19 protein-coding genes are annotated in these 18,977 nt (G+C 58.8%); 13 read left to right on the top strand and 6 right to left on the bottom strand.

What is annotated here, in order from left to right; all coding sequences use genetic code 11:
* Positions 1-8 precede the first annotated feature (8 nt).
* The gene (locus tag Q669_RS10310) at positions 9-1,043 is read right to left on the bottom strand and encodes a type IV pilus twitching motility protein PilT (RefSeq protein ID WP_011784082.1); all 1,035 of its coding nucleotides are present in this window, start codon (positions 1,041-1,043) and stop codon (positions 9-11) included.
* Between the two features lie 52 nt (positions 1,044-1,095).
* On the opposite strand from Q669_RS10310, the gene Q669_RS10305 reads away from it, so the two are divergent.
* The 10 genes from Q669_RS10305 to Q669_RS10260 all read left to right on the top strand — a co-directional run bounded on the left by Q669_RS10305 (position 1,096) and on the right by Q669_RS10260 (position 10,214).
* Positions 1,096-1,809 carry a YggS family pyridoxal phosphate-dependent enzyme gene (locus tag Q669_RS10305; protein WP_011784081.1) on the top strand — a complete coding sequence of 238 codons (714 nt, stop codon included), beginning with the start codon at positions 1,096-1,098 and terminating at the stop codon, positions 1,807-1,809.
* Positions 1,810-1,871: 62 nt separating this feature from the next.
* A complete protein-coding gene (gene proC, locus Q669_RS10300; RefSeq protein WP_011784080.1) occupies positions 1,872-2,705 on the top strand; it encodes a pyrroline-5-carboxylate reductase in 834 nt (277 codons plus the stop codon).
* Between the two features lie 22 nt (positions 2,706-2,727).
* The gene (locus Q669_RS10295; RefSeq protein ID WP_011784079.1) at positions 2,728-3,312 is read left to right on the top strand and encodes a YggT family protein; all 585 of its coding nucleotides are present in this window, start codon (positions 2,728-2,730) and stop codon (positions 3,310-3,312) included.
* 261 nt (positions 3,313-3,573) lie between these two features.
* Positions 3,574-5,538, top strand: coding sequence for a dynamin family protein (locus Q669_RS10290; RefSeq protein WP_022992152.1), 1,965 nt, complete (start codon positions 3,574-3,576; stop codon positions 5,536-5,538).
* A 171-nt stretch (positions 5,539-5,709) separates the two neighbouring features.
* Positions 5,710-6,858, top strand: coding sequence for a homoserine O-succinyltransferase MetX (gene metX, locus Q669_RS10285; protein ID WP_011784077.1), 1,149 nt, complete (start codon positions 5,710-5,712; stop codon positions 6,856-6,858).
* Positions 6,855-7,457 (top strand): methionine biosynthesis protein MetW, encoded by a 603-nt coding sequence (metW, locus tag Q669_RS10280; protein WP_011784076.1) that lies wholly within the window; start codon positions 6,855-6,857, stop codon positions 7,455-7,457. Before metX ends, metW begins: the two co-directional genes overlap by 4 nt.
* Positions 7,454-7,906, top strand: a complete 453-nt coding sequence (locus Q669_RS10275) for a DUF4426 domain-containing protein (RefSeq protein WP_011784075.1) — start codon at positions 7,454-7,456, stop codon at positions 7,904-7,906. Before metW ends, Q669_RS10275 begins: the two co-directional genes overlap by 4 nt.
* 4 nt (positions 7,907-7,910) lie before the next feature.
* Positions 7,911-8,510, top strand: a complete 600-nt coding sequence (rdgB, locus tag Q669_RS10270; RefSeq protein ID WP_022992151.1) for an RdgB/HAM1 family non-canonical purine NTP pyrophosphatase — start codon at positions 7,911-7,913, stop codon at positions 8,508-8,510.
* A gap of 4 nt (positions 8,511-8,514) precedes the next feature.
* Entirely contained in the window at positions 8,515-9,663 is a 1,149-nt protein-coding gene (gene hemW, locus Q669_RS10265) for a radical SAM family heme chaperone HemW (RefSeq protein ID WP_011784073.1), read from the top strand.
* Positions 9,663-10,214 carry a hypothetical protein gene (locus Q669_RS10260; protein ID WP_011784072.1) on the top strand — a complete coding sequence of 184 codons (552 nt, stop codon included), beginning with the start codon at positions 9,663-9,665 and terminating at the stop codon, positions 10,212-10,214. The genes hemW and Q669_RS10260 overlap by 1 nt, the downstream gene beginning before the upstream one ends.
* A 2-nt stretch (positions 10,215-10,216) precedes the next feature.
* Here Q669_RS10260 and trmB read toward each other — a convergent pair whose 3' ends face one another.
* The 3 genes from trmB to Q669_RS10245 all read right to left on the bottom strand — a co-directional run bounded on the left by trmB (position 10,217) and on the right by Q669_RS10245 (position 12,855).
* Positions 10,217-10,933 (bottom strand): tRNA (guanosine(46)-N7)-methyltransferase TrmB, encoded by a 717-nt coding sequence (trmB, locus tag Q669_RS10255; protein ID WP_014420388.1) that lies wholly within the window; start codon positions 10,931-10,933, stop codon positions 10,217-10,219.
* A gap of 71 nt (positions 10,934-11,004) precedes the next feature.
* Positions 11,005-12,537, bottom strand: coding sequence for a YifB family Mg chelatase-like AAA ATPase (locus Q669_RS10250; protein ID WP_022992150.1), 1,533 nt, complete (start codon positions 12,535-12,537; stop codon positions 11,005-11,007).
* Between the two features lie 66 nt (positions 12,538-12,603).
* The gene (locus Q669_RS10245) at positions 12,604-12,855 is read right to left on the bottom strand and encodes an accessory factor UbiK family protein (RefSeq protein ID WP_011784069.1); all 252 of its coding nucleotides are present in this window, start codon (positions 12,853-12,855) and stop codon (positions 12,604-12,606) included.
* Between the two features lie 378 nt (positions 12,856-13,233).
* Between Q669_RS10245 and glnK the strand changes: the two genes are divergently transcribed.
* Together glnK and Q669_RS10235 are read left to right on the top strand one after the other, a co-directional pair.
* Entirely contained in the window at positions 13,234-13,572 is a 339-nt protein-coding gene (glnK, locus tag Q669_RS10240) for a P-II family nitrogen regulator (protein WP_011784068.1), read from the top strand.
* 67 nt (positions 13,573-13,639) lie between these two features.
* A complete protein-coding gene (locus Q669_RS10235) occupies positions 13,640-14,911 on the top strand; it encodes an ammonium transporter (protein ID WP_011784067.1) in 1,272 nt (423 codons plus the stop codon).
* A 63-nt stretch (positions 14,912-14,974) separates the two neighbouring features.
* On the opposite strand, the gene speE is transcribed toward Q669_RS10235, so the two are convergent.
* Positions 14,975-15,856: a polyamine aminopropyltransferase gene (speE, locus tag Q669_RS10230; RefSeq protein WP_011784066.1), complete on the bottom strand. Its 882-nt coding sequence runs from the start codon at positions 15,854-15,856 to the stop codon at positions 14,975-14,977.
* A 138-nt stretch (positions 15,857-15,994) separates the two neighbouring features.
* Between speE and speA the strand changes: the two genes are divergently transcribed.
* A complete protein-coding gene (speA, locus tag Q669_RS10225; protein ID WP_011784065.1) occupies positions 15,995-17,908 on the top strand; it encodes a biosynthetic arginine decarboxylase in 1,914 nt (637 codons plus the stop codon).
* A 27-nt stretch (positions 17,909-17,935) separates the two neighbouring features.
* On the opposite strand, the gene Q669_RS10220 is transcribed toward speA, so the two are convergent.
* Positions 17,936-18,973, bottom strand: coding sequence for an AraC family transcriptional regulator (locus tag Q669_RS10220; RefSeq protein ID WP_011784064.1), 1,038 nt, complete (start codon positions 18,971-18,973; stop codon positions 17,936-17,938).
* Positions 18,974-18,977: the final 4 nt, after the last annotated feature.

Genomic DNA, 18,977 nt, shown 5'->3' with positions numbered 1-18,977 from the left:
TTTCAGTATCAGAAGTTATCCGGCATCTTCGCCTTGGCCCGAGCAGCCTCGCGGGAGATCAGACCTTTCTGCAACAGGCGCTCCAGGCACTGGTCCAGCGTCTGCATACCCAGGGAACCACCGGTCTGAATGGCCGAGTACATCTGGGCGATCTTGTCTTCCCGGATCAGGTTCCGGATGGCGGCGGTGCCGATCATGATTTCATGGGCGGCAATACGGCCACCCCCCATTTTCTTCATCAGAGTCTGGGAGATAACCGCTTGCAGTGATTCCGACAGCATGGAGCGAACCATGGACTTTTCTTCCGCAGGAAATACATCCACTACCCGGTCGATGGTTTTCGCGGCGGAGGTGGTGTGCAGGGTGCCGAATACCAGGTGGCCGGTTTCAGCAGCGGTCAGTGCCAGACGAATGGTTTCCAGGTCCCGGAGCTCACCTACCAGAATGATGTCCGGGTCTTCCCGCAGGGCCGAACGCAAGGCTTCGTTAAAACCCAGGGTATCCCGATGCACTTCCCGCTGGTTCACCAGACACTTTTTGGATTCGTGCACGAATTCGATCGGATCCTCAATGGTGAGGATGTGCTCGTAGCGGGTATCGTTGATGTAATCCATCATCGCCGCCAGGGTGGTGGACTTACCGGAACCGGTAGGCCCGGTTACCAGTACCAGACCACGAGGCACAGAAGAAATATCCTTGAAAACCTGGCCCATGCCCAGATCTTCCATGGTCAGAACCTTCGAGGGGATCGTACGGAATACCGCGCCAGCACCGCGGTTCTGGTTAAAGGCGTTAACCCGGAAGCGGGCCACGCCGGGGACTTCGAACGAGAAGTCGGTTTCCAGGAACTCTTCGTAGTCCTTACGCTGCTTGTCGTTCATGATGTCGTAGATCAACCCGTGCACTTCTTTGTGCTCCATGGGGGGCAGGTTGATCCGGCGCACATCGCCGTCGACACGAATCATTGGGGGCAAACCGGCAGACAGGTGCAAATCCGACGCACCCTGTTTGGCCGAAAAGGCAAGCAGTTCAGTAATATCCATAGGATTCCTCGGAGGGCTTTTTCTTTTAGTCCAGAAGCGGCAAACTCACATTATGAGCAGCATAGCAGACAACATCGGGAGCGTAACCCGACGCATACAAAAAGCAACATTGCAGGCAGGACGGGAGCCCGGCAGCGTGCGCCTTCTCGCGGTGAGCAAGACCCGACCGGCGGAGGATCTGAAGGCCGCTTTCGAAGCCGGCCAGATCGCCTTTGGCGAGAACTACCTGCAGGAAGCCCTGGACAAAATGCAGGCGCTCTCCGACATAGAGGGTATAGAGTGGCATTTCATTGGGCCGATCCAGTCCAACAAAACCCGCCAGATTGCCGAAGCCTTTGCCTGGGTTCACAGTGTGGACCGATTGAAGATCGCTCGCAGGCTCAGCGAACAACGACCAGAGACCCTGCCGCCGCTCAATATCTGTCTGCAGGTGAACATCAACAATGAGGACAGCAAGTCCGGCTGCACGCTGGACGAGCTTGATGAGCTGCTCGAGGCCATTGGCGAACTGCCCAATCTGCGCCTGAGGGGATTAATGGCGATTCCGGACCCGGACCAACCCGAGGCCGAGTTGCGGCTGAGTTTCCGGAAGCTGGCCTCCACCCTGACAAAGCTGCGGCAGGACCATCCTGAAGCCGGCCCACTGGACACCCTCTCCATGGGCATGTCAGATGATCTGGAAATGGCTATTGCCGAAGGTGCCACCTGGGTTCGTGTCGGTACGGCCCTGTTCGGCGCCCGCCCGGCCAAACACAGCCAGAGCTGAACGCTGCGGTTCCTGCTATCATCCGAACCAACGATTCAAACGATCAAGACCGGGAGTGAACCTTGAGCAGATCACCCACCATCTCTTTCATCGGCGCCGGCAACATGGCCAGCGCCATCATCGGCGGTATGCTGGATAGCGGATTTCAGGCCGGCGACATCTGGGTGAGCGCCCCGGATGACGGCCATCTTCAGTCAATTCGCAAACGTTTCGGCGTCAGCGTCACAACCGACAACCGCTATTGCGCCCAACAGGCGGACATTGTGGTGCTCGCGGTCAAACCCCAGGTGATGGGCGACGTCTGCCGGGACATTGCCCCGGTAGTTCAGAACACCCGCCCGCTGATGGTTTCCATTGCGGCCGGGCTGACCGCCGGCACACTAGATACCTGGCTTGGTGGCGGGCTGCCACTGGTTCGGGTGATGCCCAACACTCCGTCTCTGGTGGGCAAAGGTGCCGCCGGTCTGTTCGCCAACAGCCAGGTGAAAGACGATCAAAGAAATGCGGTACAGAAAGTGTTCGAGAGCATCGGCTCGGCACTGTGGGTTGACGACGAAAACCTTCTGCACAGTGTCACCGCCCTTTCCGGCAGCGGCCCCGCTTATTTCTTCCTGATGCTGGAAGCACTTGAGTCCGCCGCAACCGAAGCCGGCATTGAGTCCGAAACGGCTCGCGCCCTCGCCATTCAGACCATGGCCGGGGCCGCCGAGATGGCCGCGCGCAGCGAGGATGACCCCGGCCAGCTCAAACGCAACGTGATGTCCCCTGGCGGCACCACTGAACGCGCCATCAACACCTTCGAGGAAGGCGGCCTGCGCGATCTGGTGAAAAAAGCCTACAGCGCTGCCTTCGAGCGCTCACGCGAGATGTCCAGAGAACTGGCCGATAAACAGTAACCGATAACGGAGACTCAGCTTCATGCTGGCAGATATTGTTATTACGATCCTGCTGATTGCGTCCACTTTCTATATGACCATCGTTTTGCTGCGGTTTCTGTTGCAGCTGGCGCGGGCGGATTTCTACAATCCCATTTCACAATTTGTAGTCAAGGCCACCAACCCGCCACTGCGTCCCCTGCGGCGTTTCATTCCGGGCTGGGGCGGCATTGACGGCGCATCCCTGGTATTGGCGGTTTTAATCCAGGCCATTACCTTCTTCCTCATTCTGGTCGCACTGAACGGCGGCATTCCCGCCATCAATCCGGTTACTCTGCTGGTTTGGGCCGTACTGAACGTGCTCAGCCTGATCGTGAAGATCTACTTCTGGTCGGTCATTGCCGTGGTAGTGGTCAGCTGGATCGCCCCCCAGAGTGGCCACCCTGCCATTCAACTGGTGGCCCAGATCACCGAACCGGTGATGCGACCCGTGCGTAATATCATGCCCTCCATGGGCGGTCTGGATCTTTCGCCAATCATCGTGTTCCTGATTCTGAACGTGATTACCGTGGTCATTGATCACATGAAAGTGGCGGCCGGACTGGGCTCAATCGGGCTCGGAATGTAACACGCGTCTCGAATATACATTTCGTTACACAATACACTGATTTGTTACTATCGATGGCCAGCAATTCAACCCACTGAATTGCTGGCCTTTTTGATAGCAAACTCAGGCCCTTTCCCGGAAATGCCGACTCGCGCACCCTCAAACATTAACAAAACAGGTTATTATTAAACGCATTTAATCTGGGCGAGCGATTGGCGACACGTGTTCACCATCACCGACTCACCCAGGACATACCCGGAAGTCGCGCAGAAGGATTATCCGATGAACCCGCAGGGAACTCTGTCGCAGCAGGTTGAGGCGTATCACAACTGGAAAAAGGAACTGATCCGGCAGATTGGCCGCTATCGGCTGTGGCTGCAGGATAACAACCTGTTTTCAGAAGACGTCAGCACCCGTATTCGTCACGGGCTGGAGCTGCTCATTGAAGATGAGCTGACCATTGCTTTTGTTGGTGAATACTCCCGTGGCAAGACGGAGCTGATCAACGCCCTGTTTTTCTCGGAATACGGCCAGCGCATGCTGCCATCCCAGGCCGGGCGCACCACCATGTGTCCGACCGAGCTGTTTTTTGATCGCAGCGCCAACCAGAACTATCTGCTTCTGCTCCCGATCGAAACCCGCACGGGTGAGCTGTCTCTGCAGCAGCTGCGCAAGAAGCCGGAACAGTGGATTCGGCATGAGCTCGACGAGCGCAATCCGGACGTCATGCGCGAAGTGCTGGCGGAAGTTGCCCGGATCAAGAGCGTGAGCCCGGAAGAGGCCCGGGAGCTGGGCTTCGACGAGGCCATGCTGGAACACGATCGCAATAATCCCGGTAATGTGCTGGTACCGGCCTGGCGTAATGCCCAGATCAGCATTCGCCACCCCCTGTTCGAGCGCGGCCTGCGCATTCTTGATACTCCGGGCCTGAACGCCCTTGGCTCGGAACCCGAACTGACCATCAGCATGCTGCCCCGGGCCCATGCCGTTATCTTTGTGCTCAGCGCGGATACTGGCGTCACAGCCAGTGACATGACTATCTGGAAAGAGCATATCGATACCGAGCACGCCGACCACCGGGCCGGCCGGTTTGCAGTTCTCAACAAGATCGACGTTCTATGGGACGACCTTCAGGGCGAGAAGCACACCCAGGAATCCATTGACCGTGTTCGCAACTACACCGCGGACCATCTGGGCATCCGCCAGCAGGACGTTATTCCTCTCTCTGCAAAACAGGGATTGCTGGCACGGGTTCGCAAAGACAACAACCTGTTCGACCGCTCCAACATCGGTAGGCTGGAGCAGCTGATCATTCAGCGCATCCTGATGCATAAGGAGCAGCTGATTACCCAGAACCTGATCAACGACTTGCTGGGAATGCTACAGAACAGCCAGGCGGCCATGCAGTACCGCCTGGATGCCCTGGAAGAAGAACGCCAGGCCTGCGCCGGCGCCACCCTCGACAAGGCCGCGCTGTCCCGGCTCGCGGAACGGGCCCAGAAGGATTATGACTTCTACTACAAGAAGCTGATCACTCTGCGTTCATCGCGTCGACTGATGGAATCCCAGGGTGACATGCTCACCAAGCTGGTCAGCGAAGATCGCTTTGAGCAGCACGCCAGCCAGGTACGGAAAATGATGTCGAAAAGCTGGACCACGGCCGGCATGAACCGGGCCATGGAACACTTTTTCGAACTCCTGGAGAGCGACCTCACTAACCTGCTGAGCGAAGGGCGGCTCGCGGAGAAAATGGTAGGCGCCATCTATCGCAGATACAACGAAGACACCCGCGCCCGGCACCTGGAGCCCATTCCGCTACGGGCCGGCCGGCATGTGATTGCCATTCGTGAATTGCGCAAGAAAGCCCGACGGTTCCGCAATAACCCGAAGAATCTGCTGTCGGAACAGTCAACGGTGGTCCGCCGCTTCTTCAATGTGATGGTGAGCGAGGCCCGTACGCTGCATGGCCGGGTGCGCAAAGATGTAGAGCGCTGGCCACACGAAGCCCTGCTGCCAATCATGCAGTTCTCCATGGAACAGAAACAGCTGCTTGAGCACCAGATCCGCCGCCTGCGCGACATGGTTCGCACCGATCGGGACAGCCGGGCCGAACGCCAGCGTCTGGATCATGCCACGGCAGACCTTCGCAAGCAGCTGGAACTGGCCGACGCCATGATGCGCCAGATTCGCAAGCCGGCGCCCACGATGATCCAGCAAAAAGTCGTCAATATTTCCGGCGCCATGTAACCAGGCACTGGCGAGCCGCACTACTTTGGTGCGACTCGCCAGACAGGCACCCTAAACGCCGGTTGCAGCAACCTCCCCCCGCCTTTAAACTGCAGTGCTGGCGCCAGTTCCGGTGCCAACCAAGGCCTGTGGCCAGACACCAGTGGACCGAACCAGGAACTCATCACACCCATGCCTGATTCCCTGCCCTCGGATTCCGTGGGCCTTGTAAGCCCGAAGACCATCCACTTCGACAAGCCGTTGGAGCTGGCCTGCGGCCAGTCGCTGGAAAGCTACGATCTGGTGGTGGAAACCTATGGCAAACTCAACGCCGATGCCAGCAATGCGGTACTGATCTGCCACGCACTCAGCGGCCATCACCATGCCGCTGGCTACCACTCGCTGGACGACCGCAAGCCGGGCTGGTGGGACAGCTGTATCGGCCCCGGCAAGCCCATTGATACCAATCGGTTTTTCGTGGTCAGCCTGAACAATCTCGGTGGCTGCCACGGCAGCACCGGCCCCAACTCGAACAACCCGGAAACCGGGAAACCCTATGGTCCGGATTTCCCGGTCGTTACCGTGGCTGACTGGGTCGCCAGCCAGGCCCGACTGGCGGATCATCTGGGCATTCAGCAATGGGCCGCTGTGGTTGGCGGCTCCCTCGGAGGCATGCAGGCCCTGCAGTGGAGCCTGGACTACCCGGACCGGCTAAGGCATTCCGTGGTCATCGCCTCGACTCCACGTCTGACCGCACAGAACATCGCCTTCAACGAAGTCGCACGGCAAGCCATCACTTCGGACCGGGAATTTTTCGAAGGCCGCTATTACGACGAGAATCTGGTGCCGAAGCGCGGCCTGATGCTGGCCCGGATGGTTGGCCACATCACCTATCTTTCAGACGCCTCCATGGGCGAAAAATTTGGCCGTGAACTGCGTGAGGAAGCCTACAAGTTCGGTTTCGACGCCGAGTTCCAGGTGGAAAGCTACCTGCGTTACCAGGGCGAGCGCTTTTCCGAAACCTTCGACGCCAACACCTATCTGTTGATGACCCGGGCACTGGACTACTTTGACCCCGCCTACGACTTCGGCGGCGATCTGTCCAAGGCCCTGGCACCGGCACAATGTGAATACCTGGTACTGTCCTTCAGCACCGACTGGCGATTCTCGCCGGCGCGCTCCGAGGAAATGGTCAATGCCATGATTTCCGCCAGAAAGCGCGTAAGCTATGCCGAAATTGATGCACCCTGGGGCCATGATGCCTTCCTGATCCCAACCCCCAGATACACCGACATCTTTACTGCGTATATGGACCGGGTAGCACGGGAGGTCGGCGCATGAGAGCAGATCTTGAAATTATTCAACAGTGGGTGCGCCCGGGCCACCACATTCTGGACCTGGGTTGCGGCGACGGCACCCTGCTGGATTTCCTGCAACGGGAGCGCAATGCCACCGGATTTGGCCTTGAGATCAACCCGGACCACATCACCACCTGTATGGGCCGCGGCGTACGGGTGATCGAGCAGAACCTGGATACCCAGGGCCTCGACAACTTCGATGATGGCATGTTCGATATTGTCCTGATGACCCAGGCCCTGCAGGCGGTACGCCGCCCGGACAAGGTCATTGATGAAATGCTGAGGGTGGGTCGCGAAGGCATCGTCACCTTCCCCAACTTTGCCCACTGGCGACTGCGTTGGGGCCTGGCGCTGAGCGGCCGAATGCCCGAATCCGATGCACTGCCGTATAAATGGTATAACACCCCCAATATCCGCCTTTGCACTTTCAAGGATTTTGAAGCGCTGTGCCGGCAGAAAGGCATCAAGATCAAAAGCCGCCGGGTAGTGGACGGGCAGCATCAGAACAGCTGGCTGGCGCGGCTCTGGCCCAATCTGTTGGGGGAAATCGCCATATACCGCATCACACGGGAGAGCACATGATGAACCTTCTGACTGCAAGCAAGACACTGTTTCTGGCATTCGGGCTCATGCTGGTATCGATCACCAGCCAGGCCGGACAAAAGGATTTCGGAGAATATCAGGTGCACTGGAGCGTGCTCCCCAGCACCTTCCTGGCGCCGGAAGTGGCACAGGCCAACAATCTGCAACGCAGCCGGGGCATCGGCATCGTTAACATCTCGATCATGACCGAAGACGAGCACGGCCAGATCCAGCCCGTCAGTGGGCAGGTGGAAGGCCAGGTCTCCAACGATATCCAGCAGGTGAACTTTCTGGCGTTCCGGCGCATTCAGGAAGGTGATGCCGTGTACTTCATTGCCCAGTACCAGTATCAATCCGGAGATCTGATGACGTTCAACGTCACGGCGCGCCCCAGCGGCCACCAGGAAGATCTTCCGATCCGTTTTTCCCATACCCTGTTCAACGACTGATACCATGGCCCGCAAACTCGTCATCGCCAGCAACAACAAGGGCAAGATCGCCGAACTGACTGATCTGCTCGCGCCACTTGGCTTGCAGCCGGTCGCCCAGGGTGAGCTTGGGGTATCAGAGGCCGAAGAACCGGCCGTTACCTTCGTTGAGAATGCCATTATCAAAGCCCGCCATGCGGCGAAAGCCACCGGCCTGCCTGCGCTGGCCGACGACAGTGGCCTGGCCGTGGATGCCCTGGACGGCCGCCCGGGCGTTCGCTCCGCCCGCTTTGCCGGCGAAGAGGCAACCGACAATGATAATGTCGAGGCGTTGCTGGCAGCGTTGAAAGACACGCCTGAAGCAGAGCGCAGCGCTCAGTTTCACTGCGTTCTGGTTTATCTCCGCCATGCTGACGATCCCACGCCGATCATCTGCCATGGTCGCTGGCCAGGCCGCATTCTTGCCGAGCCGCGCGGGCAAGGCGGCTTCGGTTACGACCCGGTCTTTCTGGTACCGGAGCATGGATGCAGCGCTGCCGAGCTGACACGGGAGCAGAAAGGCAGGATCAGCCATCGGGGACGGGCTCTGGCCAGCCTTCTGGATCAACTCAGGGCGGAGCTTTAATACTGTGACCGCCACCCTGCCCGTGGCGGTCTGCCCGCCCTTGAGTCTGTACATTCACGTGCCCTGGTGCGTGCGCAAATGCCCGTACTGCGACTTCAACTCCCACGCTGTCAAGGGAGAGATTCCCGAACACGCCTACCTGAACGCCCTTCTGGAAGACCTGGATCAGGATCTGGGCCTGGTACGGGAACGCCCCATTGAAACCGTATTCATCGGTGGCGGAACCCCGTCCCTGATGAGCGGCGCGTTCTACCACCGCCTGTTCGAGCGGCTCCGGGAACGGCTAACATTCAGCCCCGAGGCCGAAATCACCCTGGAGGCCAATCCCGGCACGCTGGAGACTGGTCGATTCGAGAGCTTCCGGGAGGCTGGCATCAATCGGCTGTCCATCGGTGTTCAAAGCTTTGATCCGGCGCAACTGAAAACCCTGGGCCGGATTCACGACAGAGCTTCGGCCCACAGCGCCATTGAAGCCGCCCGCAAGGCCGGTTTTGATAACTTCAATGTCGACTTGATGCATGGCCTGCCCGACCAGACACCGAGTCAGGCTCTGGATGATTTACAGGCAGCGTTGAGCTACCAGCCCCGGCACCTGTCCTGGTATCAGCTCACCATCGAGCCCAACACCGAGTTTTTCTCCCGACCACCCGCCCTGCCGGACGATGACCGGCTCTGGGAGATTTACCAGCTCGGGGGAGATCTGCTGCGCCAGGCGGGGATGGACGATTATGAAGTCTCCGCCTGGAGCCTGCCGGGCGCTCAGAGCCGGCATAACCTGAATTACTGGACCTTCGGGGATTATCTGGCCCTTGGGGCAGGCGGCCATGGCAAGGTGAGCCTTGCCGACGGACGCATCCTGCGATACTGGAAGACCAGGCAGCCCGACGCATATCTCAACCGGATCGGCTCCCGCACCGCTGGCAGTGAAGCCATAGAGCCGGAAGACCGGCCCCTGGAATTCATGATGAATGCGTTGAGACTAAAAAGCGGCACCGACGAAAGACTGTACGGTGAGCATACAGGTTTACCACTGTCGTCCATTGCGGTAAAACTTGAGCAGTTACGAAATGAAAACCTGATCGTCCCCGACCGTCTGCAGGCGACGGCAAAGGGGCAAAGATACCTGAACAGCCTGCTGGAGCACTTTCTCTGATGGACTCAGCCCAGCGCCCACCGCTTATTCCCATGCGCCCGATGAAGCTGCCCATGAAGGTTTCCCTGGTGGCTGCACTGGCACTGTGGCTGGTTCTGGTGGCGTTGAACCAGCCACTGCATACGTCCGCCGCGCCTCAGGGGATTGTCAGTTTACAGCTGGCCGGTACCGCCGAGCAGACTCACGCCATTCTGCGCAGCTGGCGGGACGGCAATCTCGCCATGGCACGGCTATCACTGTGGCTCGACTTTGTGTTCATCGTGGTCTATCTGGCCGCGCTGCTTCAATTAACCCGCCACTTCACCCGGGACAGACCGGGTATCCGGGAACGGATGGTCGCCCGCTGGGTGCGCGCCCTTTTTGTCATCGCAGGCATCAGCGATGTAGCGGAAAACATTGTTCTGCTTAATAACTTCAATCCGCCTTCAGACTCCCTGAGCCTGACCGCCACCATTCTGGCGCTGGTGAAATTCACCGGCCTGATACTTGGCATGGCGGGCCTGGTGGTCATCCGTGCTTCCCGCCGCAGGCCCCTGACTCACTCCCACTGAACTCAGTTGGTGCGATAAAACAACAAATCCCATACTCCGTGGCCAAGATTTTCGCCACGCTTCTCGAACTTGGTGATCGGGCGGTCATCAGGCTTGGGCGAATAACCACCTTGCTCCTGAGTATTGGCAAAGCCTTCTGACGCACTCATCACTTCCAGCATGTGCTCAGCGTAGTTCTCCCAGTCTGTGGCCAGGTGCAGAATACCGCCCACCCGCAGCTTATGGCGGATGCGCTGAACAAATTCCGGCTGGATCAAGCGGCGCTTGTGATGCTTTTTCTTGTGCCACGGGTCCGGGAAGAACACCATCACCCGATCCAGACAGGCATCCGGCAGACACAGGTCAATCACATCATTGGCATCAATGCTGTATACCCGCACATTCTCAAGACCACGCGATTCCACTTCTTTCAACAAGGCGCCGACGCCAGGCAGGTGCACTTCCACGCCGATAAAATCCTGCTCGGGTGCAGCTTCGGCCATATCGGCAAGGGATTTGCCCATCCCGAAACCGATCTCCAGGTTGAGCATGTTATCGCGGCCAAACACCTCACGGGGGTCGATCATGCCATTGTCACGGCTCAGTCCGTACTTGGCCCAGTTGCGATCGAAGGCCTTCTTCTGACCTTCGGTCATCCGCCCCTGGCGCAGTACAAAGCTGCGAACACCGCGGCGTGTGGTGACCGGATTCGTATCCTGAGTCTCGTTCTGGTCAGTCATTCTGTGTCCTCAAGCTTCAAAGCGGATCTCATGGAATAAACCTGGCACACAGTTTACCAGAGTCAGCAGCTTCAGGCGGAGACAACCGACCCCTGGCCAGCCTGACGGTCGAGTTGACGGTAACCCAGCGCCTCCATCAGGTGCGACTGGCTCAGGTGTTCAGCACCCTCCAGATCCGCCAGGGTGCGGGCCAGTCGTAATATTCGATGGAGCGCCCGGGCCGACAACCCCAGTCGCTCCATGGCCCGGGTCAACAACCGCTCACTGGCGGCATCCAGCCGGCAAGCCTGATCCAGCAACGCTCCCGAGAGGGCCGAGTTGAGCATCCCACGAGCCTCCTGCCGGGCCCTGGCAGCCAGAACCCTGGCCCTGACACTGGCGCTACTCTCACCGGACACCCCGGAACCGAGCAAGACCTCTCCGGACTGCACCGGAACTTCCACATGCAGATCGAACCGATCCAGTAACGGCCCCGAGATCTTTGCCCGATAACGCATCACCTGTGCCGGCGTGCACTGGCACTCGATATTGGGGTGACCACTGTAACCACACGGGCATGGGTTCATGGCGGCCACAACCTGAAATCGCGCTGGGAAAGTGACCTGCCGCGCCGCCCGGCTGATGGAGATTTCGCCTGTTTCCATAGGCTCCCGCAGCACTTCCAGGACCCGCCGTTCAAACTCCGGCAGTTCATCGAGAAACAACACCCCCCGGTGCGCCAGAGAGATCTCGCCCGGGCGAGGACTGCTGCCACCGCCCACCAGCGCCACCGCAGACGCCGTGTGATGAGGCGCCCTGAATGGTGGCTGACGCCAGCCACCTGGCTTTAGCGGCTGGCCCGCAACGGAATGCACGCTGGCCACCTCCATGGCTGCCTCATCTGGCAAACCTGGCAGAATGCCCGGTAACCGGCTCGCCAGCATACTTTTACCGGTTCCGGGAGGGCCGAAAAACAACAGATTGTGACCGCCAGCTGCGGCCACCTCCAGCGCCCGACGGGGCACTTGCTGGCCTCGCACCTCTGAGAGATCGGCCACAGACACCGCTGCGGCACCGTCTCCCGGCGTTTCAGATCGAGGAACAGGAACCAGCCGGGCACGACCCGCCAGATGCTCACAGACCGTCAGCAGATGGCTGGCGGCAAGCACATCATCACGGCTGGCCAGGGCGGCCTCCTCGGCGTTGTCCTGCGGTAGCAACAGCGAACGACCCGCCTCGCGAGCCGCCAGTACCGCGGGCAATATCCCCTTGAGGGGCCGAAGCGCACCATCCAGGGACAGCTCTCCGAGAAACTCGTGGCTTTCGAGGCTTTCGGGGGGAATCTGGCCGGAGGCTGCCAGGATGCCCAGGGCAATGGGCAAATCAAAACGGCCACCTTCTTTGGGCAGGTCAGCAGGCGCGAGATTGATGGTGATTCTACGGGCGGGGAATTCGAAACCGGCATTCAGCAGTGCACTGCGAACCCGATCCTTGCTTTCCCTCACTCCGGTTTCCGGCAACCCGACGATGGATAATGCCGGCAGGCCACCAGACAGGTGCACCTCAACGGTAACTGGGGGAGCAGACACGCCAATGCTGGCGCGCGAATGGACAATAGCGAGCATGACAACCTTCCATGGCACAGAACAATCAGTCGTTGCGGGCAGCGACCCTGCCGCCCGGGCAAACCATCAGGAACTCTGGCGTTGTTCCAGTTCGGCAACACGTTTTTCCAGGGCCTCAACCTTTTCACGGGTTTTCATCAGGACCGCCTGCTGGGCATCAAATTCTTCCCGGGTCACCAGCTCCAGCCGGGACAGAACCGACATCACCGTGGCCCGGGCCTGGGTTTCAAAATCTTCCCGTGCTGCCCGCGCCATATCGGGAACAAACTGGCCAAACTGACCCTGCAACTGAGAAAAAATTTCCTGGGGCCCTTTCATCAATCACCTCTCGAATCGGTTTTTCGGCGATATCAGACTATTTTCCGTGTCGCCGGGGTGTTTGCGGGAGTGTATCACACCCTACCCCCTGCCATACTGTACCCGGTCGGCATTATAATGGCCGCGGCCGATGGCCCGACTGCGCTGTTTTGAGACAATCGCAGGCACAATGCACCACAACGGTGCATCAAGCTGCGCCATTTCGGCACAGACAATAATTAAGAGTTTGTTTTAAAAGCTATTTTTTGCGTTGGCATACCCGATGCTAAAGCCCTCGTACGCAATCCGCACAATTGATGTGCGAGGTGGCAGCATCCCGAACTCAACAACCGGCCGACGGGCCCTCACTGTTGGGACGGCTTTACCAAGGAGAAAGCAATGAAACTTGTGACAGCGATCATCAAGCCTTTCAAATTGGATGATGTCCGTGAGGCACTATCCGAGATTGGCGTACAAGGCGTAACCGTCACTGAAGTCAAAGGCTTCGGTCGGCAGAAAGGCCACACAGAGCTCTATCGTGGCGCGGAATACGTGGTGGATTTCCTGCCCAAGGTCAAAGTGGAGATCGCCATTGGCGACAACCTGCTGGACCAGGTCATCGAAGCCATCACCAAGGCAGCCAATACCGGCAAGATCGGCGACGGCAAAATATTCGTGACTGAACTGGAACAGGCTATCCGGATCCGGACAGGCGAAACCGGCGAAGAAGCGGTCTGATCCAGAACTGACACCCAGCCAACGCAAAAAACTTATAACCTGAAGAGCCTTGTGCGGAGGGCTTCCTATGGAAAGCAATCTCTTTCACCTGCAGTATGCAATAGATACCTTTTATTTTCTCGTGTGTGGCGCATTAGTCATGTGGATGGCCGCAGGCTTTGCCATGCTCGAGTCCGGCCTGGTGCGTGCTAAAAACACCACCGAAATCCTGACCAAGAACGTCGCGCTCTTTGCCGTGGCCTGCACCATGTACCTGGTGTGCGGTTACGCCATCATGTACGGCGGTAACGTCTTCCTCTCCGGCATCGCCGATGTGGACGTGGACGGCGTACTGGGTGACTTCGCCACCCGTGAAGACGGCTTCACCGGCGGCTCCATCTACTCGGCGGCCTCTGACTTCTTCTTCCAGGTCGTGTTCGTGGCCACCGCCATGTCCATCGTGTCCGGCGCGGTTGCCGAGCGCATGAAGCTGTGGGCGTTCCTGGTATTCGCGGTCTTCATGACTGGCTTTATCTACCCGCTGGAAGGCGCGTGGACCTGGGGTGGCGCCGATGTGTTCGGTATGTACAACCTCGGTGATCTTGGCTTCAGTGACTTCGCCGGCTCCGGCATCGTACACATGGCAGGTGCCGCTGCGGCCCTGGCTGGTGTACTGCTGCTTGGCCCGCGTAAAGGCAAATACGGCCCCAACGGTGAAATCCGTGCCTTCCCGGGCGCCAACATGCCACTGGCCGCTCTGGGTACCTTCATCCTGTGGATGGGCTGGTTCGGTTTCAACGGTGGTTCTGTACTGAAACTCGGCGACGTCGCCAGTGCCAACTCCGTGGCCATGGTGTTCCTGAACACCAACGCAGCCGCTGCCGGTGGCGCTATTGCCGCCCTGATCACCGCTCGCCTGATGTTTGGCAAGGCTGATCTGACCATGCTGCTGAACGGTGCGATCGCCGGTCTGGTGGTAATCACCGCCGAGCCATCCACCCCGAGCGCGCTGACAGCCACTATCTGGGGCGCCCTGGGCGGCATCCTGGTGGTACTGAGCATCGTCACTCTGGACAAGCTGCGCATCGACGATCCGGTCGGCGCCATCTCTGCCCACGGTGTCTGTGGTCTGCTGGGCCTGCTGCTGGTACCGGTTACCAACGGCGATGTCAGCTTCAGCGGCCAAATCATCGGCGCCCTGACCATCTTCATCTGGGTATTCGTAGCCAGTCTGGTCGTCTGGGGTATCCTGAAGGCTGTCATGGGCATCCGTGTGACCGAAGAGGAAGAGTACGAAGGTGTCGACCTCTCCGAATGCGGTATGGAAGCCTATCCGGAGTTTGTCAGCGGCAAGCAGTAACACCGCTACCTATCGGAACGAAAAAGGGCGCCCTTGTGGCGCCCTTTTTCTTTAAGCTCTGGTTCAACCCTCTTCCGGGCGAACCTCATCTTCCAGCGCATCCACCATAAACTGCGGCATGGCCAAGGCACCGTGGTGCACCCCGGCATTGTAGTAACGGGTGACAAAGGGGCGGTTGTTGGCATCTTCCTCGCGGAAATACTTCAGCGGGTTTTCCTTGCTGCCCATGGTGCAGCTCCACCAGCCCGTGGGGTATACCGGCTGGGGGAATGGCAATGTCTGCACATGGCCAAAACCGGCTTTGTGCATGTCATCGTGAATGTCCTTGATGATGGTATTGGTGTGCAGCAGGGGGGATTCGCTCTGCTGAACGATGATACCGCCCTCCCTCAGGGCCAACATGGCATCGCGATAGAAATCCAGCGCGAACAGGCCTTCCGCAGGACCCACCGGGTCGGTACTGTCGATAATCAGCACATCAATGCTGTTCGGTTCGATATCACGCATCCACTGGATGCCATCACCGAAAAAGAAGTTGGCACGGGGGTCGCCATTAGCTTCGCACAGTTCTGGAAAATACTTCTCAGACATGCGGGTTACCCGCTCATCGATCTCCACCTGCCAGGCTTCCTGCACTCCTGGGTGTTTCAGAACTTCTTTCAGGGTGCCGCAGTCGCCACCACCGACGATGACCACTTTTTTCGGGTCCTTGTGGGTGAACAGCGCAGGATGGGTCATCATTTCGTGGTACAGGAAATTGTCCCTGGTGGTCAGCATCACACAGCCGTCCAGAACCATCAGGTTGCCGAAGGTTTCGGTTTCATAGATTTCGAGTTTCTGAAATGGCGTCTGCTCTTCATGGAGCTTGCGCTTTACCTGCAGGGAAAAAGCGGTGCCCTGGTCCTGAAATACCTCGGTGAACCAGCCTTCGTTCAATGCGGTCATGTCTGTCTCCCACTGTGTGCCGCTGCAATGTGCCGGGGCATCTGAAAGGGGCGTATTGTAGGTGCAGTGGTCAGCTCCTACAATGCAGCCTGTTACCGGCCCGCCGGCCGCCCCGGGTTCCCTGACAGGATAGCAACAATGGCTGAAACCGCTGCATCACCAGCCCACAAGGTCTACAACATCGCTCACTGGAGTGACGGATACATTTCAGTCAACGGTCAGGGCGAGGTTGAAATCTGCCCGGACCGGGGCAGAAGCGACGCCCGCATCAACCTGCCAGCGCTGACTCGTTCGCTGGCCGAAGCCGGTGTTCCCCTGCCGGTTCTGATTCGCTTTACCGATATCCTGCACGACCGGGTCAACAAGCTCTGCAATGCCTTCAACAAAGTCACTCAGGAGCAGGGCTACCGGGGCCGCTATACGGCGGTTTACCCCATCAAGGTAAACCAGCAGCGCCGGGTGGTGGAGGAACTGCTGTCAGCCGAACCGGCCGCCTCGGCCAACCAGGTGGGCCTTGAAGCCGGCAGCAAACCAGAGTTGATGGCCGTACTGGCGCTGGCAAAGCAGGCCGGTTCGGTGATTGTCTGCAACGGCTACAAGGACCGGGAGTACATCCGCCTGGCACTGATCGGCCAGAAACTGGGTCACCGGGTGTTTATCGTGGTGGAAAAGCAGTCGGAACTGCCACTGATTCTGGAAGAAGCAAAGAAGCTGGGCATTTCCCCGCTGATTGGCGTGCGAGCCCGTCTGGCGACTATTGGCAAGGGCAACTGGCAGAATACCGGGGGCGAGAAATCCAAGTTCGGTCTGTCTGCCAGCCAGGTACTGGATGTGGTGGATACCCTGAAACAGGCCGGAGCCCTGGGCACCCTGCAACTGCTGCATTTCCATCTGGGCTCACAGATTGCGAATATCCGGGACATCCAGACCGGCTTGCGTGAGTGCGCTCGCTTCTACACGGAACTGCACGCTATGGGCGCCCCCATCGGTACCGTCGATATAGGCGGCGGCCTGGGTGTCGACTACGAAGGAACCCGTTCCCGCAGTAGCTGCTCCATGAACTACAGCGTATTCGAATACGCCTACAACGTGGTGCACGTGCTGCAGTCCGAGTGTGACCGCCAGGGTATCCCGCACCCGGACCTGATCAGTGAATCCGGCCGGGCGCTCACCGCCCATCATTCGGTACTGGTCACCAATGTGATTGACCGCGAATACCCGGACAACCGCGAGCCTACGGAACCCGCTGCTGAGGCCCCCGCGCCGCTGCAGGATCTCTGGCGAGACCTGGAAAGTCTTCAGGATGAGGACTCGCCCCGCTCACTGGCGGAAATCTATCACGACATCCTGCACGCCATGGCCGATGTCCACGCCCAGTTTGCCCACGGTTTGCTGTCCCTGCAGGAGCGGGCCCAGGCCGAAACCCTGTACGTGCGCTGCTGCCGGATGCTCCGGGCCGAGCTGGACAGCGCCAACCGGGCGCACCGGGAAATCATCGACGAGCTGAACGAGAAGCTTGCTGAGAAACTGTTCGTGAACTTTTCCCTGTTCCAGTCCCTGCCCGATGTCTGGGGCATCGATCAGATCTTTCCGGTGATGCCGATCAACGGGCTTAACCGGTCACTGAACCGGCGGGCCGTGATCCAGGATATCACCTGCGATTCGGACGGCCGGATTGATCAGTACGTGGACGGCCAGGGCATCGAAACCACCTTGCCACTGCCCGAACACGACCCGGAGTCCCCTTTGCTGATGGGCTTCTTCATGACCGGCGCCTATCAGGAAATCCTTGGCGATATGCACAACCTGTTTGGCGATACCCACTCGGTGGACGTGAAACTGGACCAACAGGGGCAATATCAGGTGGGGGAACCCATTACCGGGGACACCGTGGCGAAAGTACTGCGTTATGTGAATTTCGAGCCCGCCAACCTGCTTGAGGCCTACCGGCAGAAGTTCCGGCACAGCGGCCTGTCTGAAGAGCTGCAGCAAACGCTGCTGGCCGAGCTGTCCTCCGGGCTTGAGGGTTATACCTACCTGGAGGAAGGATAAATCGTCAGGACGGACGAAAAGGCGTGATCAGGTCTGATTGTCCCGGCGCCAGGCCGAGGGCGACATTCCTTCCCACTTGCGAAAGGCCCGGCCGAAATTGGACGGGTCGCTGTAACCCAGATGCTCGGCAATCTCGTCAATGCTCATCGCCGAATGGCGCAACAGCAGCTCCCGGGCACGCTGATGTCGCACACTCTCCTGAAGACCATGAAAGCCTCCACCCTCGGCGGAGAGCTGCCGCCGAAGCGTTCGTGGCGACACCCCCATTTGCTGCGCCACATCCTCGAGGCCGGGCAAACGACCATCCCGGGCAGACTCCAGCAAACGCAAGACCCGATCGCTCACCGAGGCAGAAGCTTCCATCTGGCGCATTTCTTCCTCGCACTGGGCTTCTGCCACCCGGCGGGCAACCGGATTGGACAGTGACATCGGTAATCCCAGAAACGACTTGCGAAAACGCAACTGGTTTACTCCCGCCGAGAACGTGACCTTGCCGCCGAACAGATACTGGTAGCGCTCAACATCCTCGGGGCGAGGGTAATCCACCAGGCACCGCCCGCCATCCAGTAACTGAGTGCCGAATAACAGGTAATTCACATCCATCAGGGTGGCCATCACCACTTCGATATTAAACCGATGAAGCTTCTCGGTGTCGTGGTGAATCTCCAGCTGAATCACTGCATCCTCATCCTCGACAAAGAACGCCAGCGACATGTAGGCAAACCGGATCCGGAAATATTTGATCAACACCGCCAGCGCCTGCTCCAGGGTGTCGCAACTGATGGCAGCCTGGGACAGGGCTCCGTGCGCGGTGAACTTCAGGCGTTTGCCGTATTCCAGCCCCAGGCATTCATCACCACAGCGGGTCAGTGCCTGCTGGCATAACGCCGTGAACTGATCAAGTGTAATGAAATTGTCGGGATGACTGAGCTGGCTGTTTCGAATACCAGCCACTGACACGAGATCCGAACGACGCACCCCACGCTCCTCTGCCAACTGGCAGAGAATTTCAGCGTAATGCACCCGCATAACGGGCAAAGAGCCACTGGAGAGCGTTGCGTTCATGGTC

The sequence above is a fragment of the Marinobacter sp. C1S70 genome (genome assembly GCF_000475355.1).
In the GTDB taxonomy this organism is placed as follows: domain Bacteria; phylum Pseudomonadota; class Gammaproteobacteria; order Pseudomonadales; family Oleiphilaceae; genus Marinobacter; species Marinobacter nauticus.
This window is presented reverse-complemented; position numbering and strand designations above follow the sequence as displayed.

Excerpts from the sequence above, each read along its gene's own strand:
- Q669_RS10310 (WP_011784082.1), bottom strand. The coding sequence starts at position 1,043 with ATGGATATTACTGAACTGCTTGCCTTTTCGGCCAAACAGGGTGCGTCG.
- glnK (WP_011784068.1), top strand. The coding sequence starts at position 13,234 with ATGAAACTTGTGACAGCGATCATCAAGCCTTTCAAATTGGATGATGTC.
- Q669_RS10295 (WP_011784079.1), top strand. The coding sequence starts at position 2,728 with ATGCTGGCAGATATTGTTATTACGATCCTGCTGATTGCGTCCACTTTC.
- Q669_RS10305 (WP_011784081.1), top strand. The coding sequence starts at position 1,096 with ATGAGCAGCATAGCAGACAACATCGGGAGCGTAACCCGACGCATACAA.
- rdgB (WP_022992151.1), top strand. The coding sequence starts at position 7,911 with ATGGCCCGCAAACTCGTCATCGCCAGCAACAACAAGGGCAAGATCGCC.
- Q669_RS10290 (WP_022992152.1), top strand. The coding sequence starts at position 3,574 with ATGAACCCGCAGGGAACTCTGTCGCAGCAGGTTGAGGCGTATCACAAC.
- Q669_RS10245 (WP_011784069.1), bottom strand. The coding sequence starts at position 12,855 with ATGAAAGGGCCCCAGGAAATTTTTTCTCAGTTGCAGGGTCAGTTTGGC.
- Q669_RS10275 (WP_011784075.1), top strand. The coding sequence starts at position 7,454 with ATGATGAACCTTCTGACTGCAAGCAAGACACTGTTTCTGGCATTCGGG.
- metW (WP_011784076.1), top strand. The coding sequence starts at position 6,855 with ATGAGAGCAGATCTTGAAATTATTCAACAGTGGGTGCGCCCGGGCCAC.
- trmB (WP_014420388.1), bottom strand. The coding sequence starts at position 10,933 with ATGACTGACCAGAACGAGACTCAGGATACGAATCCGGTCACCACACGC.
- Q669_RS10220 (WP_011784064.1), bottom strand. The coding sequence starts at position 18,973 with ATGAACGCAACGCTCTCCAGTGGCTCTTTGCCCGTTATGCGGGTGCAT.
- Q669_RS10250 (WP_022992150.1), bottom strand. The coding sequence starts at position 12,537 with ATGCTCGCTATTGTCCATTCGCGCGCCAGCATTGGCGTGTCTGCTCCC.
- speE (WP_011784066.1), bottom strand. The coding sequence starts at position 15,856 with ATGACCGCATTGAACGAAGGCTGGTTCACCGAGGTATTTCAGGACCAG.
- Q669_RS10260 (WP_011784072.1), top strand. The coding sequence starts at position 9,663 with ATGGACTCAGCCCAGCGCCCACCGCTTATTCCCATGCGCCCGATGAAG.
- Q669_RS10235 (WP_011784067.1), top strand. The coding sequence starts at position 13,640 with ATGGAAAGCAATCTCTTTCACCTGCAGTATGCAATAGATACCTTTTAT.
- speA (WP_011784065.1), top strand. The coding sequence starts at position 15,995 with ATGGCTGAAACCGCTGCATCACCAGCCCACAAGGTCTACAACATCGCT.
- metX (WP_011784077.1), top strand. The coding sequence starts at position 5,710 with ATGCCTGATTCCCTGCCCTCGGATTCCGTGGGCCTTGTAAGCCCGAAG.